General features: G+C 29.8%; 17 protein-coding genes. 12 read left to right on the top strand and 5 right to left on the bottom strand.

Going from position 1 to position 15869, the window contains the following annotated elements; all coding sequences use genetic code 11:
* Positions 1 to 128 precede the first annotated feature (128 nt).
* The 3 genes from LPB03_RS02310 to LPB03_RS02300 all read left to right on the top strand — a co-directional run bounded on the left by LPB03_RS02310 (position 129) and on the right by LPB03_RS02300 (position 2253).
* On the top strand, positions 129 to 662 hold the full coding sequence (locus tag LPB03_RS02310; RefSeq protein ID WP_065318071.1) for an RNA polymerase sigma factor: 534 nt from the start codon (positions 129 to 131) through the stop codon (positions 660 to 662).
* Between the two features lie 4 nt (positions 663 to 666).
* A complete protein-coding gene (locus tag LPB03_RS02305) occupies positions 667 to 1458 on the top strand; it encodes an anti-sigma factor (RefSeq protein WP_065318072.1) in 792 nt (263 codons plus the stop codon).
* A 150-nt stretch (positions 1459 to 1608) separates the two neighbouring features.
* Positions 1609 to 2253 (top strand): hypothetical protein, encoded by a 645-nt coding sequence (locus LPB03_RS02300; protein ID WP_065318073.1) that lies wholly within the window; start codon positions 1609 to 1611, stop codon positions 2251 to 2253.
* Between the two features lie 137 nt (positions 2254 to 2390).
* Here LPB03_RS02300 and LPB03_RS02295 read toward each other — a convergent pair whose 3' ends face one another.
* Complete coding sequence (locus tag LPB03_RS02295) at positions 2391 to 3296, bottom strand: DUF72 domain-containing protein (RefSeq protein WP_065318074.1); 906 nt, start codon at positions 3294 to 3296, stop codon at positions 2391 to 2393.
* A gap of 2 nt (positions 3297 to 3298) precedes the next feature.
* Positions 3299 to 4273: a patatin-like phospholipase family protein gene (locus tag LPB03_RS02290; RefSeq protein ID WP_065318075.1), complete on the bottom strand. Its 975-nt coding sequence runs from the start codon at positions 4271 to 4273 to the stop codon at positions 3299 to 3301.
* 230 nt (positions 4274 to 4503) lie between these two features.
* Here LPB03_RS02290 and LPB03_RS02285 point away from each other — a divergent pair, with 230 nt between their 5' ends.
* The 3 genes from LPB03_RS02285 to pepT all read left to right on the top strand — a co-directional run bounded on the left by LPB03_RS02285 (position 4504) and on the right by pepT (position 7501).
* Positions 4504 to 5547, top strand: a complete 1044-nt coding sequence (locus LPB03_RS02285) for a WD40/YVTN/BNR-like repeat-containing protein (RefSeq protein ID WP_065318076.1) — start codon at positions 4504 to 4506, stop codon at positions 5545 to 5547.
* A gap of 147 nt (positions 5548 to 5694) precedes the next feature.
* Positions 5695 to 6258, top strand: a complete 564-nt coding sequence (locus tag LPB03_RS02280; protein WP_065318077.1) for a hypothetical protein — start codon at positions 5695 to 5697, stop codon at positions 6256 to 6258.
* A gap of 1 nt (position 6259) precedes the next feature.
* Positions 6260 to 7501, top strand: a complete 1242-nt coding sequence (gene pepT / locus LPB03_RS02275; protein WP_065318078.1) for a peptidase T — start codon at positions 6260 to 6262, stop codon at positions 7499 to 7501.
* Positions 7502 to 7664: 163 nt separating this feature from the next.
* On the opposite strand, the gene LPB03_RS02270 is transcribed toward pepT, so the two are convergent.
* Entirely contained in the window at positions 7665 to 8204 is a 540-nt protein-coding gene (locus tag LPB03_RS02270) for a 1-acyl-sn-glycerol-3-phosphate acyltransferase (RefSeq protein ID WP_065318079.1), read from the bottom strand.
* A gap of 188 nt (positions 8205 to 8392) precedes the next feature.
* On the opposite strand from LPB03_RS02270, the gene LPB03_RS02265 reads away from it, so the two are divergent.
* The 5 genes from LPB03_RS02265 (at position 8393) to LPB03_RS02245 (ending at position 11083) form a co-directional block, all read left to right on the top strand.
* On the top strand, positions 8393 to 9736 hold the full coding sequence (locus LPB03_RS02265) for a DNA recombination protein RmuC (protein ID WP_065318080.1): 1344 nt from the start codon (positions 8393 to 8395) through the stop codon (positions 9734 to 9736).
* An 89-nt stretch (positions 9737 to 9825) separates the two neighbouring features.
* Entirely contained in the window at positions 9826 to 10044 is a 219-nt protein-coding gene (locus tag LPB03_RS02260; protein WP_065318081.1) for a hypothetical protein, read from the top strand.
* A gap of 271 nt (positions 10045 to 10315) precedes the next feature.
* On the top strand, positions 10316 to 10567 hold the full coding sequence (locus LPB03_RS02255; RefSeq protein ID WP_065318082.1) for a hypothetical protein: 252 nt from the start codon (positions 10316 to 10318) through the stop codon (positions 10565 to 10567).
* 12 nt (positions 10568 to 10579) lie between these two features.
* On the top strand, positions 10580 to 10816 hold the full coding sequence (locus LPB03_RS02250) for a hypothetical protein (protein WP_065318083.1): 237 nt from the start codon (positions 10580 to 10582) through the stop codon (positions 10814 to 10816).
* An 81-nt stretch (positions 10817 to 10897) separates the two neighbouring features.
* On the top strand, positions 10898 to 11083 hold the full coding sequence (locus tag LPB03_RS02245; protein WP_065318084.1) for a CsbD family protein: 186 nt from the start codon (positions 10898 to 10900) through the stop codon (positions 11081 to 11083).
* Positions 11084 to 11143: 60 nt separating this feature from the next.
* Here LPB03_RS02245 and LPB03_RS02240 read toward each other — a convergent pair whose 3' ends face one another.
* Together LPB03_RS02240 and glyA are read right to left on the bottom strand one after the other, a co-directional pair.
* Positions 11144 to 12391, bottom strand: coding sequence for a cation:proton antiporter (locus LPB03_RS02240; protein WP_065318085.1), 1248 nt, complete (start codon positions 12389 to 12391; stop codon positions 11144 to 11146).
* A gap of 90 nt (positions 12392 to 12481) precedes the next feature.
* Entirely contained in the window at positions 12482 to 13756 is a 1275-nt protein-coding gene (gene glyA, locus LPB03_RS02235) for a serine hydroxymethyltransferase (RefSeq protein WP_065318086.1), read from the bottom strand.
* Positions 13757 to 13956: 200 nt separating this feature from the next.
* Between glyA and fahA the strand changes: the two genes are divergently transcribed.
* Positions 13957 to 15234: a fumarylacetoacetase gene (fahA, locus tag LPB03_RS02230; RefSeq protein WP_065318087.1), complete on the top strand. Its 1278-nt coding sequence runs from the start codon at positions 13957 to 13959 to the stop codon at positions 15232 to 15234.
* The last annotated feature ends 635 nt before the right edge of the window (positions 15235 to 15869 follow it).

The following is a 15869-nucleotide window of genomic DNA, read 5'->3' as shown; positions in this document are numbered from 1 at the left end:
AACAAATTACTCAAGTAAGTAAAATCATTTATAAGAATAGTTAATATTTCCATCTTTAAATAATATTTTATCTTTATCAAAATAAATTAAAATAATACTAAAAATTTATACTATTTTTGCTTTAATAGATGAAAGACCAATCCGAATTAATTTTACAATTTCAGCAAAAAGATGTAAAAGCTTACGAAAAACTATACAATTTATATTGTGATAGTATTTCTGGTGTTGTAAATAACATTGTTAAAAATGATGATGTTGCTCAAGAAATTACTCAAGACGTTTTTATAAAAGCGTGGAATAAAGGAGATACTTATTCTCCACAAAAAGGTCGTTTCTTTACGTGGTTATTGAATATTGCTAGAAATGCAGCAATTGATTATACGCGTTCAAAAAAATTTAAACAGTCTAAACAAAACCTTAATGCAGATTTTTTCGTAGATATATTGGAAAGCAGTTCTAGTTTAGATAGCGAAACAAATACAATTGGTTTAAAAGAATTTGTAACCAAGTTAGGCGAAACCTGTAAATCTGTAATTGAATTATTATATTTTAAAGGATTTACACAAAAAGAAGCATCTGAAGAATTGAACATTCCATTAGGAACCATAAAAACAAGAAATAGATCTTGCATTGGCGAATTACGTACAATGTTAGGCGTTTAAAGAAATGAATATAAAAGACTACATAGCATCTGGAATTTTAGAACTGTACATTGCAGGCTCGCTTTCTGAAAAAGAAAATGAGGAAGTGTATGCTGCAATTCAAGAAAACCCAATATTGTTAGCAGAAGTAGAATCTATAGAAAAAGCGATTGTACAATTAACTGCTGCCACTAAAAAAGATGCCTCTTATTCATTTGATAACATAAAAAATAAATTAAAAGTTGAGGAAACAAAAGTAATCTCATTAGCAAAACCACAATCGAATTGGAAACAGTATGTTGGTTGGGCAGCTGCTTTTATATTGGGTTCCACTTTAATTTTATCTGTACTTCAAAATAATAAATTGAAAGAGCAATTAGCCTCTGAAAATTCTGAAAAAGAACTTTTAGAAGCACAAATAGATAGTGCCTCTACCAATTTAGCATCCGCAGAAAAACTAATTACAATTTTTAGAGATAAAGATATTATATCTATTCCTTTAGGTGGCCAAGCAGTTTCTCCAACATCTTATGCAAAAGTATATTGGGATAAAAAATCAAATGCTATTTATTTAGATGCCAAAGGTTTACCTGAGCCTCCAAAAGGAAAAGTATATCAAGTTTGGTCTTTAACTTTAGATCCTTTAACACCAACAAGTTTAGGAACTTTAGATTCTTTTACAGCTGATACCAACAAAATATTTACCATCACAAATGCAAATCAATCTGAAGCATTTGGTATTACCTTAGAGCCAGCAGGTGGTAGCATCTCTCCTACTCTAGAACAATTGTATACTTTAGGAACAGTTTCTTCTTAATATTGTTGATTTTCTTTTATTGTTTTAAATAACTTAACTTTGATTTTATAATAAGTAGTAAAACTTCTGTATATCATTCTTATTTTAAATTATATACTTTAAAAGTTCTGCTTATATATTGTTGCAGTAATTTGAGAAAATCTTATATAAATGAAAATAAGTCTATTAATTGGGATTCTTTTTTGCTCAACTTTATTTATGTTCGGAAATAAAAATGAGGAACAATTTATTTTTTTCCTTCAAAACCGATTTTTAGAAGAACACGAATTAAATGAATTACATCCCGAATTTGGTCGGACTGAATACTATGAAATTATTGCTGAATTTAAAAAAGAAGGATTTAATGTAATCAGTGAAAAACGGAATGGCAATGTTAACGCAAGAGAATACGCAATCGGAATTGTAACCCAAATTGACAGCTTAATAAAAAACGGAACAGAACCGAGAAAAATAACGGTGGTTGGAACTTCAAAAGGCGGATATATTGCTCAATACGTTTCGACTTTAGCAAATAATCAAGATTTGAATTTTGTTTTTATTGCAAGTTTTAGAAATAGCGATATTCAAAATATACCTGAAATCAATTTTTGCGGAAATATTTTAACGATTTACGAAAAGTCTGACCCTTTTGGAGTTTCGGCATTGGAACGCAAAAAAAATTCAATTTGCGAAATCAAACATTTTAAAGAAATAGAACTGAATACAGGTATGAGACACGGTTTTTTATTTAAACCTTTAAAGGTTTGGATTGAACCGTCAATAAAATGGGCGAACGGAAATTACAACTTGGAATAAAAACTTGGCAACAATGTTTATAATTAATAGCTAGTTCTCTCTTACTTACGAGAATTCCTACGGGTTTTCTATTCAGTTTTTATTTACTAAATTAGGTATTTAAACACGTAAAAAACCACATATAAACAAGATGATTTTTACAGCAAGCTTATTTGTCCATTATTATTAGATTCATCTTTCTGATTCGGAATTGTTAGTTTCAAACCGAATTCCGCATTAATTTTTTTAATAAAATAAGCGGCTAATAAAGGCGATTCAACTTCTAAATTTTGATGAATAAAAAAGTGAACATTTTGTAAACCCGCATTTTTCCATTCTTTTAATTTTAAAACCCAATCATCTAACCTATCATAATCTGTAGGATGATTTGCGCCTACATAACGTATAAATGCTTCATTATTTGTTAAACGATTATGAACCATATCTCTTCTGCCAGCAGTATCAACCAATACATTAGCAACATTATAAGCTTCTAATAAATTTGTAAAATCTGTAAAAACGTTTTTATCTTCAAACCAATCTTTATGACGAACTTCCACAGCTAAAGGTAAAGTTTTCGGCCAACTTTTGATGAAGTTTTCTAAAAGTTCAAAGTTTTTTGGACCAAAATTAGCATGCAGTTGTAAAAATATTGTTCCCAGTTTTTCTTCAAGATTGCTAAAGTTATCTATGTAAGAATTTACAACTTCCTCAACTCCTTTTAAACGTTTCCAATGGCTAATTTCTTGTCCTAGTTTTGGAAAGAACCTAAAATTATTAGGTGTTTTTTCTTTCCATTTTTCAAATTGTGAAGCAGGAAAATTTCTGTAAAAAGTGGCATTCAACTCAATAGAGTTAAATTGCTTAGAGTAATATTCTAATTCGTCTTTAGTTCCTCTTGGATAAAAACCTTTCAAATCTGCTTTATTCCATTTTGCACAACCTACAAAAAAGTTCGGGGTTTCAATTGTATCGTATTTAGATAAAACTCGAAACGTTTCTGGATGTGTTTTTGGTAATGTAAAATCTATATTTTCAGGAGTATCAACTTGTCCGAATTTCATAGTTATTTTTTTAAGTTGATATCTTCAACATCCTCAATACCTTCCTCAATTTCTTGATCTGTTAAAACATCTGGTCTAAACTCGCTCATTAATTCTTCTTGTTTAGATTTCGCATAATTAAAACCAGATTTCCACCATTTTCTCATTAATTTCTGATCAAAAACTAAAGAATTGGTAGTTAAAACTGTAGGTGTATAGTATAAATTTAACTTCACATTTTTGTTGGTGGCAGCAAGTTTCCCAATGGTAATATTGTGCCTTTCTACATGCGTTAACATAAAATCGAACACATCAAACAACAACGAAAACGGATTTTTAGAAGGCAATCTATTTAATTGCGTTACTTCAGTTTCTAAAATAATGGCATCAATTTCTGTGGCTCCTCTTAAAATTGCTTCTCTAATAGGTACTAAAGAACCAAAACCACCATCTGCATATTGGCAATGATCTTTTTCTAGCAAACTCATAAAAGGAACATAGTTGCAAGAACCCCAAATCCAATCTGCAAAATCATCGTAAGTACAATCTTTGCTAGATTTGTACTCAATTTGATTGGCGGTTAAATTGGACACAGTTACCACAACTTCTTTATCACTTTGTTGAATTTTAGCATACATTTCTTTGGTAATTTTCTCTTTGATTAACTTTCGCAAATTTTTACTTTCACCAAAAGTTTTTCTTCCGTTTATAAAATTCCATAATGTATTTAAATGCCTTACACTTACCACTTTTTCGCCAGCGACCACTTTTACATGAAAAGGATTGTTGCTGAAAATAGTATTCTGATTTACGTTTGTGTATAACTCCTTTAAATCGTCTAACATTCCTAAAGCCAAATGAGACACCATTAAACTGCCAGTAGAAGTGCCTACAAACAAATCGTAATCTTTATTTTCCTTTTTCATAAGGTATTGAGCAACACCACCTGCAAAGGCTCCTTTGCTTCCTCCTCCAGAAATTACCAACGCTTTTTTCATTAACTAGAAATAATTTGTTTATTCGAAAAAGAGCGCCACAAGTATTTTCCTGAAGTTCCCTTATAAATTATCATTTCCGCATTTTGCGGAAATCTAAAAATACAGTTTTTTTTAATTTCTAATTTCAATATTTATATCAATTTAAAATCAAAACGAATTAAATATTGATATCAATTTGGTTTTAAGTAATTATCTATAAAAAAACTTTATTTTCGTTAAAAATATTAAAAATGAAAAGAATATCGCTATTAATTTCTGTTTTCCTTTTAATTATATGTTGTACAACCGAATATATTCCTAGAAATATAGATGCTATTGAAATTGAAACCTTTAAAATGGAAGGCACAAGTATAAGAGCTATCATTACTTTAGATGAAAACAACGTTGCTTATGCAGGTTCTGATGGAAGTTTTGGTTTTAAAACTGATAAAGGTATTTCTTTACATACTCAAAACATAAAATATCAAGATTCAATTGCACCTAACTTTAGAAGTTTAGCTTTTAATGGAACTGATTATTTTGCGCTTTCTATTGCAAATCCTGCTTTGTTATATAAAATTTCTGAAGACGAATATTCGTTAGTGTATAAAGAAGAACATGCAAAAGTGTTTTATGATTCTATGCACTTTTTTGATGATAATATTCATGGAATTGCAGTTGGAGACCCAACAGAAAATTGTGCTTCTATTATTTTAACTGATGATGCAGGAAAAACTTGGAAGAAATTATCTTGCGAAAGCTTACCTAAATTTGAAGAAGGTGAAGCTTTTTTCGCAGCCAGTAACACCAACATAAAAACAATGGGAAGCACAGTTTGGATTGCTTCTGGAGGCACAAAAGCAAGAGTTTTAAAGTCGGATGATTTTGGACAAACTTGGCAAATTTTTGAAACTCCATTCATTCAAGGAAATAGACCTCAAGGAATCTATGCTATGGATTTTGCTGATAAAAATAATGGAATTATAATCGGTGGAGATTATTCTAAACCACTGGAAAACAAAGCGAATAAAGCAATTACAAAAGATGGTGGAAAAACATGGGTTTTAGTTGCTGATAATCAAAATCCAAATTATAAGAGTTGTGTGCAATATGTACCAAATACAAATGGAAAAGAGGTTTTTGCAGTGGGAAAAACGGGTGTTTCTTTCTCAAATGATGGAGGAGTTTCTTGGAAAGATGTTTCTGATGAAAGTTATTATTCAATTCAGTTTGTGGATAAAAATACAGCTTGGCTAAGTGGAGATGAGAAAATTGGGAAACTTATTTTGAAGTAAAATAGCCCCTTTTAATTTCCCCAAAGGGGAAAAAATGTTTGTGAAATCTTTGTGTTATAAAATCTCGAAATTAGCAAAACGTAGTTGTGTATTATTGATGAAATTAGTGCAATTCGTGTCTTATTTTTTAATAATTAAATAAAATCTGTGTCAAAAAATATTTATAGTATTCTTATAATAGCTTCACTCCTATTTATTTCTTGTGATAAAAAATCTGCAATTCGTGAAGAATTTGATTGTGAAACAAAAACGTTAGATCATCTTGAAATTGTTGATGATGTCAAGAATTTATTTTCTGTTGATATTCCAAGTGATTGGAAAATTAATCTATATCAAGATGAGATACAATCTTCTGTTTTTGCAGCAGATACCACAAAACAATTGACAGAAACAGTGTTATTGGATGTTACTTTCATCAACAAAAAAATAAGTTTTAATGATGCTTTTTTATTACAACAAGATCAAGAAAATTTAGCAAACGAGTTGATCAGAATAAAAACAAAGGAATTTATATTTCTTGAAAAACCTTCAATGTATTTGGTTTATAAAGGTAAAAAAGGCAAATTTGACTATCAAGTTTGTAATACTTTTATCAAAGTAAACGAATCGAACTTTATATTAGCAAAAACCGAAGTTTATGGAGATTCTATTGTAAACCAACGTTTTTGTAAAGCATTTTCACTGATGGAGAACATCAAAATAAAAAATTAATATGATCGATAAACAATATATAATTAGCCGTTTTATAAAATATGTAACCATTGACACAGAGTCTAATCCTGAAAATCCTGCTTTTCCAAGTTCAGAAAATCAATGGGATTTAGCCAAGGTTTTAGAAAAGGAGTTGAATGAAATTGGCATGCAAGATGTTGAGCTAGATGAAAACTGCTACATTATGGCTACTTTGCCAAGTAATTTAAATTATGAAGTGCCAACAATCGGTTTTATTGCGCATATGGATACAAGTCCAGATTTTACAGGCAACAATGTAAAACCACAAATTGTTGAAAATTATGATGGGAAAGACATCATTTTGAATGCAGCAAAAAACATTGTTTTATCTCCAGATTATTTTGATGATTTACTGCAATACAAAGGTCAGACTTTAATTACCACTGATGGAACTACGCTTTTAGGTGCAGATGATAAAGCTGGAATTACAGAAATTGTTTCTGCTATGGAACATTTAATTGAGCATCCAGAAATTAAACATGGTAAAATTAGAATTTGTTTTACGCCAGATGAAGAAGTTGGCAAAGGAGCACATTTATTTGATGTCGAAAAATTTGGTGCAGAATGGGCATATACTATGGATGGAAGCCAAATTGGGGAATTAGAATATGAAAATTTTAATGCTGCAAGTGCCCTTGTTACCATTACAGGAAAAATTGTACACCCAGGTTATGCAAAAGGAAAAATGATTAATTCCTTATTGATTGCTAATGAATATATAGCTGCAGTTCCTGCTGAAGAAGTTCCAGAAAAAACAACCGATTACGAAGGTTTTTTTCATTTACATGATGTAAAAGGAAATGTAGAAAAAACTGTTTTAGAATATATTATTAGAGATCATGATTTAGATATATTTGAAAAACGAAAGTATTTAATGCAAAAAATTGCCTTTGATATGAATGAAGAATTGGGACAAGATTTAATTTCTTTAGACATTAAAAATCAATATTTTAATATGAAGGAAAAAATAGTTCCTGTAATGCATATTGTAGATATTGTTGAAGAAGTGATGAAAGACATTGGTATACAGCCTTTAATTAAACCAATTAGAGGTGGTACAGATGGTTCGCAACTTTCTTACAAAGGTTTACCTTGCCCAAATATTTTTGCTGGCGGACACAATTTCCATGGACGTTTTGAATATGTTCCTGTAGAATCTATGCTAAAAGCTACAGAAGTAATTGTAGGGATTGCTAAAAGCATTCCTGAAAAATATAAATAAAGATCTTTTAAATAAAAAAATCTCCAAAAATTTCTTTTTGAAGATTTCGCATTGAAAAAATAATTATACAATATAGTTTCTTTTTGAGTAAACATCCCCCGAAATTCCTCATTAGAAGACTATAAAACAAATTTAAATCAAAATTTATAGTATGTAAAGTGCTTTAAGATAATTCAGGGTTTTTCCCTTTTACGTTTAGGTAAAACGCCTTTATAAAAGCAAAGTCATTTTCCTTGTCATCAGTTGTATAGTAAGGTTCAGAAATTTTAAGTTTTTTATTTTCAAAATCTAAAGTTGCCATTACTATTGGCACATTTGCACCTTTTGCAATATAATAAAAACCAGTTTTCCAGTCAGCTACTTTTTTTCTAGTTCCTTCTGGAGATAATGCTAGCCTGAAAACTTCCTTTTTATGAAAGATTTCTACAATAGCATCTACCAAATTATTGGTTTTACTTCTATCTACTGGAGTGCCTCCTAAAATTTTAAAGAAATAACCAAAAGGCCATTTAAAAAGTGATTTTTTACCCACAAAATTAATCATAATTCCAGAACTCATTCTTGCTAAAATTGAGATGGGAAAATCTAACCAACTTGTATGAGGAGCAGCAATAACTACGTATTTTTTAGGTTCTCTTGGAAAATCACCATCTAATTTCCAGCCTAAAACAGTATATAAGATAAAACTTGCAAATCTTTTCATTCTTTATTTTAATCGATACACAAAATTAAGCATTTAATTATGGACGTATTAAAAATTGAATAGCAATTTATGATGCATCGTTTCTAAATAAAATAATCTAGTAATGTTACAAAAACAAATACTTCTGCTTTTACATAGAATTTTCTTGTTATTTTTATGACTACTAATAAGCAAATTTTCAAAAATCAATGACAGAATTAATTACCTACTTTATAATTGCATTAATTTTTAGTTTGATTGTTTTTTTTATAGGGAAACTCATCTCAAAATTAAACTTCGAAAAAGAGAAAACAAGTCTTGAAAAAGAAAAATCTACTTTAGAAGAACGTGCTGCTTTATTGCAACAATCTAAAGATATGGTTGAAGATAATTTTATAGAATTGCAAAAAGAAGTAAAAAAACAGCAATTAGATAAAGAAAATTTAATCACTTTAAATACACGTCTAGATTCAGAAAACAAAAATCTACAACTAAAGTTAGAGGAGCACAAAAAAGAAGTTGAACAACTTCAAGATAAGTTTAGCAAAGAGTTTGAGAATTTAGCGAATAAAATCTTAGAGGAAAAATCTAATAAATTCACACTTCAAAATAAAGAAAACTTAAAAATCATCTTAAATCCGCTTCAAGAAAAAATTAAGGTTTTTGAAGATAAAGTAGATAAAACTCATAAAGAAAGTATCGATTATCATGCAGCTTTACGTCAGCAAATAATGGGTTTAAAAGAGTTGAATCAACAAATGAGCAAAGAAACGTTGAACCTAACCAAAGCTTTAAAAGGCGATAACAAAATGCAAGGGAATTGGGGCGAATTGGTTTTAGAACGCGTTTTAGAAAAATCGGGTTTAGAGAAAGATAGAGAGTATTTTGTACAGCAAAGTTTTACGACTGATGATGGAAAAAGAGTGTTGCCAGATGTTGTAATTCATTTGCCAGATCATAAAAAAATGGTTGTAGATTCTAAAGTTTCTTTGGTTGCTTATGAACGTTTTATCAATGAAGAAGATGAAGTTTTAAAAGAACAATTTTTAAAAGAACATATTATATCGCTTAAAAAACATATTGAGCAATTATCAGATAAAAAATACGAAGATTTATATCAAATAGAATCACCAGATTTTGTGTTGCTTTTTATCCCAATAGAACCTGCTTTTGCAGTCGCTTTAAATTCGGATAATCATCTATATAATAAAGCTTTTGAGAAAAATATAGTAATTGTAACTCCCTCTACATTATTAGCCACATTAAGAACCATAGATTCTATGTGGAATAATGAAAAACAACAAAGAAATGCGTTGGAAATTGCAAAACAAGCAGGTGCATTATATGATAAATTTCAAGGTTTATTAACAGATTTAGTAAGTATTGGCAAACGAATTGACGACAGTAAAAAAGAATATTCTAATGCTATGAATAAGTTATTTGATGGACGAGGAAACTTAATAAATAGTGTAGAAAAGCTAAAGAAAATGGGTGCTAAAGCAAAAAAAGCCATCCCAGAGAAAATTATTGAAAGAGCAAAAAGAGAAAATTAGATTTACAATACGTTAAAAATTAGATAAATATCTGTTTTATGTTTTATTTTTTTTTAAATTTATCGTTATTAACTTAAATTTTAAAAGTCATGGGGAAAGACGAAAAAAGTATTAACAAAAAGAGTGTAAACAAAGATGGAGTTACTGAAAATGGTATTGGTGCTCAAAACATTGAAACTAGAGAAAAAAAAATGCTAGAATTTTATGGTAAAGACATTTTAATTGGAAAAGACATTGATGAAGTGAAGAAAATATCAGAAAGTCATGAGTCTTTACAAAGTAGACTATTAAATAAAATAATGAAATAATCTTTTTTTTATTATTCTTTATCGTAAAAATCCCTAATAATTAAAATCCTTTAAAAAGAAATTTTTAAGGGATTTTTTTATTGACAGCAATTCATTTAAAATTAGTATTGAAATTCTATGAACAAAACCTAGTTAAAAATAGTATTGACAAATAGTGATTTTAACTACTAAATGAATTTGTTTGCTAATGAGTTAAGAATTATTTTGATTGAATTCATACAAAACTGCCTTCTCTTATATCTTTGTTATACAAATCAAAAAAACGACAATTATGGGGGCAATTGACAAGAACAAGAACGAAGATAAAAAAGACGAGTTATATAAAGATATTGAAACTGATGGCGTTACTAAAAACGTGGCTGGTGAACAAACCATACAAACTGAAGAAACAAAGATTTTAAAATCTGATGATAAAAGTGATGGTAGAGAAGTTTTGATTGGTAAAAAGTTAGAAGAAGTTGAAAAAGTAGAAGAAGATCACGAATCTTTACAAAGAAGAATCTTGAATAAATTGATGAAATAAAACCAAAATATTATGGCAGAAAAATCAAAGCGAATTAGTGCAGAAAATACAACAAAAGGAAATTCAGGAGATGTACACGAAAGAGGTTTACATCCTTTAAAAGGAACCGTCAAAAAAGACGAGTATAAAGATAAAGACAGTAGCAAAGAGAGGTTAAAAGGTGAAGATAAAGAAAAATTAGAAGATCAGGTACATAGTGCTACTGACAATTCTGATAAGCGAGTTGCTGATAAAATTCAGAACACGTAGTAATTTTTATAAAGTAAGTATATACTTATAAATATTTATTTTTTACTTAAAAACTATTTATTAACATTAATACATATTATTATGAATAAGGACACAAACGAAGGAACTTGGAAACAAATTAAAGGTGAGTTTAAAGAAACTTACGGGAAAATTGCCAATGACAAGTCTGCAGAAGCAGAAGGAAAAAAAGACAAAATGTTTGGAGAAATCCAAGAAAAATATGGTAAAACCAAAGATGAAATTGCAGAAGCAGTTAAAAATTGGTAATATTTTTTAATTTTTAAAAAATGAAAAGCATTCAATAATTAATTATTGAATGCTTTTTTTTTATTTTATAATTTCTTTTAATTTTTTCACTAAACTCCCCACTGTTAAACCTTGCACTATTATAGAGAATACAACAACTACATACGTAATTACTAAAAATAAATCTCTATGCATATCAGAGGTTAATCCTAAAGCTAAAGCAATAGAAATTCCACCTCTTAAACCACCCCAAGTCATAATTAAATTGGTTTTCGGTACAAAATCTAACTTCTTTTTAAAGATATTTATGGGTAGAAATAACGATATATATCTACAAGCTAACACAACAGGAATTGCAATTAGGCCAGCTACTATAAACTTACCTTCAAAAACTAATAATAACATTTCCATACCAATTAAAACGAATAAAATAGCGTTTAATAGAATGTCTAATAATTCCCAAAACTTATCGACATATTTTTCTGTATTTTCCGACATTGTAGCAGATCTCACAGTATCATTCCCAATAATTAAACCAGCTGTTACTATTGCCAAAGGTGCAGATAAATGTAATTTATGAGCAATTACAGTTCCACCCATCACAACCGCTAATGTTATAATTACTTCAATATCATAATCATCAATTGTTTTTAATAATCTGTAAGAAACCCAACCTAATAAAGCCCCTAAAGCAATTCCCCCTAAAACTTCTTGTCCAAATAATTGAAAAACATCAGCTGCAGTGGTATTTTCTACGCCCGATTTTGCAATTTGAAAGATGGTTAAAAACACCACAACTCCTACTCCATCATTAAATAAAGATTCACCAACAATTTTAGTCTCTAATTTTTTAGGAACATTAGCTTTTTTAAGAATTCCTAACACAGCAATAGGATCTGTTGGCGATATTAAGGCACCAAATAATAAACAATAAATAAAATTAACCTCAAAATTTAAAACCTGTAAGATGAAAAACATGGCAATTCCCACTAAAAAAGTAGAGGTTAAAACCCCTAATGTAGAAAATAATAAAATGGGCCAACGTTGAATTTTAAGCTGCTCAAAATTAGTATGCAAAGCACCCGCAAATAAAAGGAAACTTAACATTTCATCTAATAAAACAGTTTTAAAATCGATGCTAGAAATAATGCTTTTCTCAATATTTAACAAAGTAGCATCAAACACACTAATTAGTAAAATAATCAACGTAAAAACAATTGTAATAATCATCAACCCAATGGTATTGGGCATTTTTAGAAAACGAACATTTATATATCCAAAAATGGCAGATAAAAATATGAGTATTGTTGCAATTAAATAAGCATCCATAAGTTTTAATTTATTTTTAAAAGTACAAAAAAAGCATCAAGATTTAATTTGATGCTTTTAAATATATAATATTTTAAGACGAATTGTCTTTTACATTACAAATAATCTGCGAGAACCCATCATATCTGCAACTCTATCTCCAATTTCGTGTAAAGCCTCTTCATTAGCTGCATTTTGCAAAGCTTCATCAATAAAATCTACAACAGTTTTCATATCAGCAACTTTTAAACCTCTTGTAGTAATTGCAGGCGTTCCAATACGTATTCCTGAAGTTACAAAAGGAGATTTATCATCAAAAGGAACCATGTTTTTATTAACAGTAATATCTGCTTTTCCCAATGCAATTTCTGCATCTTTCCCAGAGATATTTTTATTTCTTAAATCGATTAACATACAGTGATTGTCTGTTCCTCCAGAAATAATATCATACCCTTTTGCAACAAGTTCTTTCGCCATTGCTGCTGCATTTTCTTTCACTTGAATTTGATATTCCAAAAACTCGTCTGTTAAAGCCTCACCAAAAGCAACCGCTTTTGCAGCAATAACGTGCTCTAAAGGTCCTCCTTGATTTCCAGGGAAAACAGCAGAGTTTATCAACGTAGACATCATTTTTGGTTTTCCAGATTTTAAAGTTTCTCCAAACGGATTTTCAAAATCTTTACCAATCATGATGATTCCTCCTCTTGGTCCACGTAAGGTTTTATGTGTGGTAGAAGTAACAATATGACAATGAGGTAATGGATCGTTTAAAATTCCTTTTGCAATTAAACCTGCAGGATGCGAAATATCTGCCATTAAAATTGCACCAACAGAATCAGCAATTTTTCTAAAACGTTCAAAATCGATATCTCTAGAATAGGCAGAAGCCCCAGCAATAATTAATTTTGGTTGTTCTTTGGTAGCAGTTTCTTGAATTTTATCATAATTTAAAACGCCAGTTTCTTTTTCAACTCCATAAAATACAGGGTTGTATAATTTACCAGAAAAATTTACAGGCGAACCATGTGTTAAATGTCCTCCATGAGATAAATCGAATCCTAAAATTTTATCTCCAGGTTTTAAACAAGCAAAAAACACAGCTGTATTTGCCTGAGAACCAGAATGTGGCTGTACATTTACATATTCAGCACCAAACAATTCTTTAGCTCTGTCAATGGCAATTTGCTCTACAATATCTACAATTTCACAACCTCCATAATAACGCTTTCCAGGATAGCCTTCAGCATATTTGTTGGTTAAAATAGAACCTTGTGCTTGCATTACTTGATCACTTACAAAGTTTTCTGAAGCGATTAATTCCAAACCATTTAATTGTCTTTCTTTCTCTTCCTGAATCAGGTCAAAAATTTGATTATCTATTTGCATTCTTGGTATAATTTATTAAAAAAATCAAAATTAATTAAAATCGCCTTGTAAATGAAGACTTTTTATTGTTGTTTTCAACAAGTTATCAATAATTATACATAATAGATTAAAGTAATCTTAAAATTACATTTTTCATTAAATAATAGTTTTAAAATGATAAAAATTTATGTAGGTTTGGAGAACTAAAAAAAATCAGACGAATGATCATAACAGCAAACAATCCGAAAAGAAAATCTTGGTTAAAAGTGAAAGAAAATTCAGATTTTCCGATTCAAAATATTCCTTTTGGCGTTTTTATAACCAGAGATGATATTATTACAATCGGAAGTAGAATTGGAGATTTCGCCATTGATCTAGGCGCATTTCATCAATTAGGGTATTTTGAAGGGATTCCTTTAACAGACGATATTTTCTTACAAGATAATTTAAATGATTTTATTGCTGATGGTAGAAAAACATGGAGATTAGTACGTAACAGAATTGCTGAAATTTTTGATGTTACCAATGGTTCTTTAAGAGATAATGCCAACCATAAGGATAAAATTATCTTTAGAATGGACGAAGTAGAAATGCTGTTACCAGTTGCTGTTGGTGATTATACAGATTTTTACTCAAGCAAAGAACACGCAACAAATGTTGGTTCTTTATTCAGAGATCCAGAAAATGCCTTATTGCCAAATTGGTTGCACATTCCTGTAGGGTATCATGGAAGAAGTTCATCTATTGTGCCTTCTGGAACACCTATTAGAAGACCTTATGGACAAACAAAACCTGCTGAAGGAAGTAATACTCCAGGATTTGGCCCATCAAAATTATTAGATTTTGAATTAGAAATGGCTTTTATTACTACTGATGCTAATGTTTTAGGTGATAGAATTCCTATTGAAGAAACAGAAGAATATATTTTTGGTTTGGTACAGTTTAACGATTGGTCTGCAAGAGACATTCAAGCTTGGGAATATGTGCCTTTAGGTCCGTTTTTAGGGAAAAGCTTTGCGTCTACTATCTCACCTTGGATTGTTACTTTAGATGCTTTAGAGCCTTTTAGAACCGAAAATCCAAAACAAGTGATTGAGCCTTTACCATATTTAAAACAAGAAGGAAAAGGAAGTTACGATATTAAATTACAAGTAGGCATTAAACCAGAAGATGGTGAAGAAACGATTGTTGCAAAATCGAATTTTAAATATATGTATTGGACCATGGCTCAGCAATTGGCACACCATACCGTAAATGGCTGTCCAGTAGAAGCTGGAGATATGATGGGTTCTGGAACTATTTCTGGCCCAACAAAAGACAGTTATGGTTCGATGTTAGAGTTGACTTGGAAAGGACAAAACCCAGTAACATTAAAAGACGGCACAACCCGTAAATTTATCAATGATAATGATACTGTAATTATGCGTGCTCATTGTAAAAATGATAAAGTTCGTATTGGTTTTGGTGAATGTGTTGGTAAGATTTTACCTGCAAAATAAAAGGCAATACCTTCAAATACTTTAAAACCAAAACTTATATAGTTTTGGTTTTTTTTATGTCTTGTTTTTCTATGTTCATTTTTATTAAAAACCACTAATAAATATTAATTATATTTACGGGATAACAGTAACATAATAAGTGGAATATCACGCTAATTTTACGGGATATGTGTACCAAAAGTTACTGTATAAACAGTTAGCAAAAACTGGGTTGAATCGCCACAGAAAGACATAAGTTCTTTAAATAAACTTTTCGCTTTAAAGTTGTGAAACTAAAAATTGTGATTTAAAATTCCTGAATATTTAAATCGGAAAAAAGCTAAATTTTAAAATGCAGAACAATCTCTCACTTATGAAATTATTGCGGAATTTTAGCAAGTTTTCGGAATTCTAAAACGTTGAATTTACTCAAACTCTGAAAAACCAATATTGCGGAATTCTTACTCAAACTCTGAATTCAGCAAGTTTGCGGAATTGAGCAAAGTGCGGAATTAATTGCTGTACGGAACTCTTACTCGAAATCTGAATTTTGAAACCGAGAAAAAAATAGAAAAAAAGAAAATAGAAATTGCGGAAAAATGAGCGAAAAATTAAACACGCATTTGCTAACACCGTGCATAATTTATTGCTTATTT

It is taken from the genome of Polaribacter vadi (genome assembly GCF_001761365.1).
GTDB classification, from domain to species: Bacteria; Bacteroidota; Bacteroidia; order Flavobacteriales; family Flavobacteriaceae; genus Polaribacter; species Polaribacter vadi.
The sequence above is the reverse complement of the archived record's forward strand: the minus strand, read 5'-3'. Positions and strand labels throughout refer to the sequence as shown.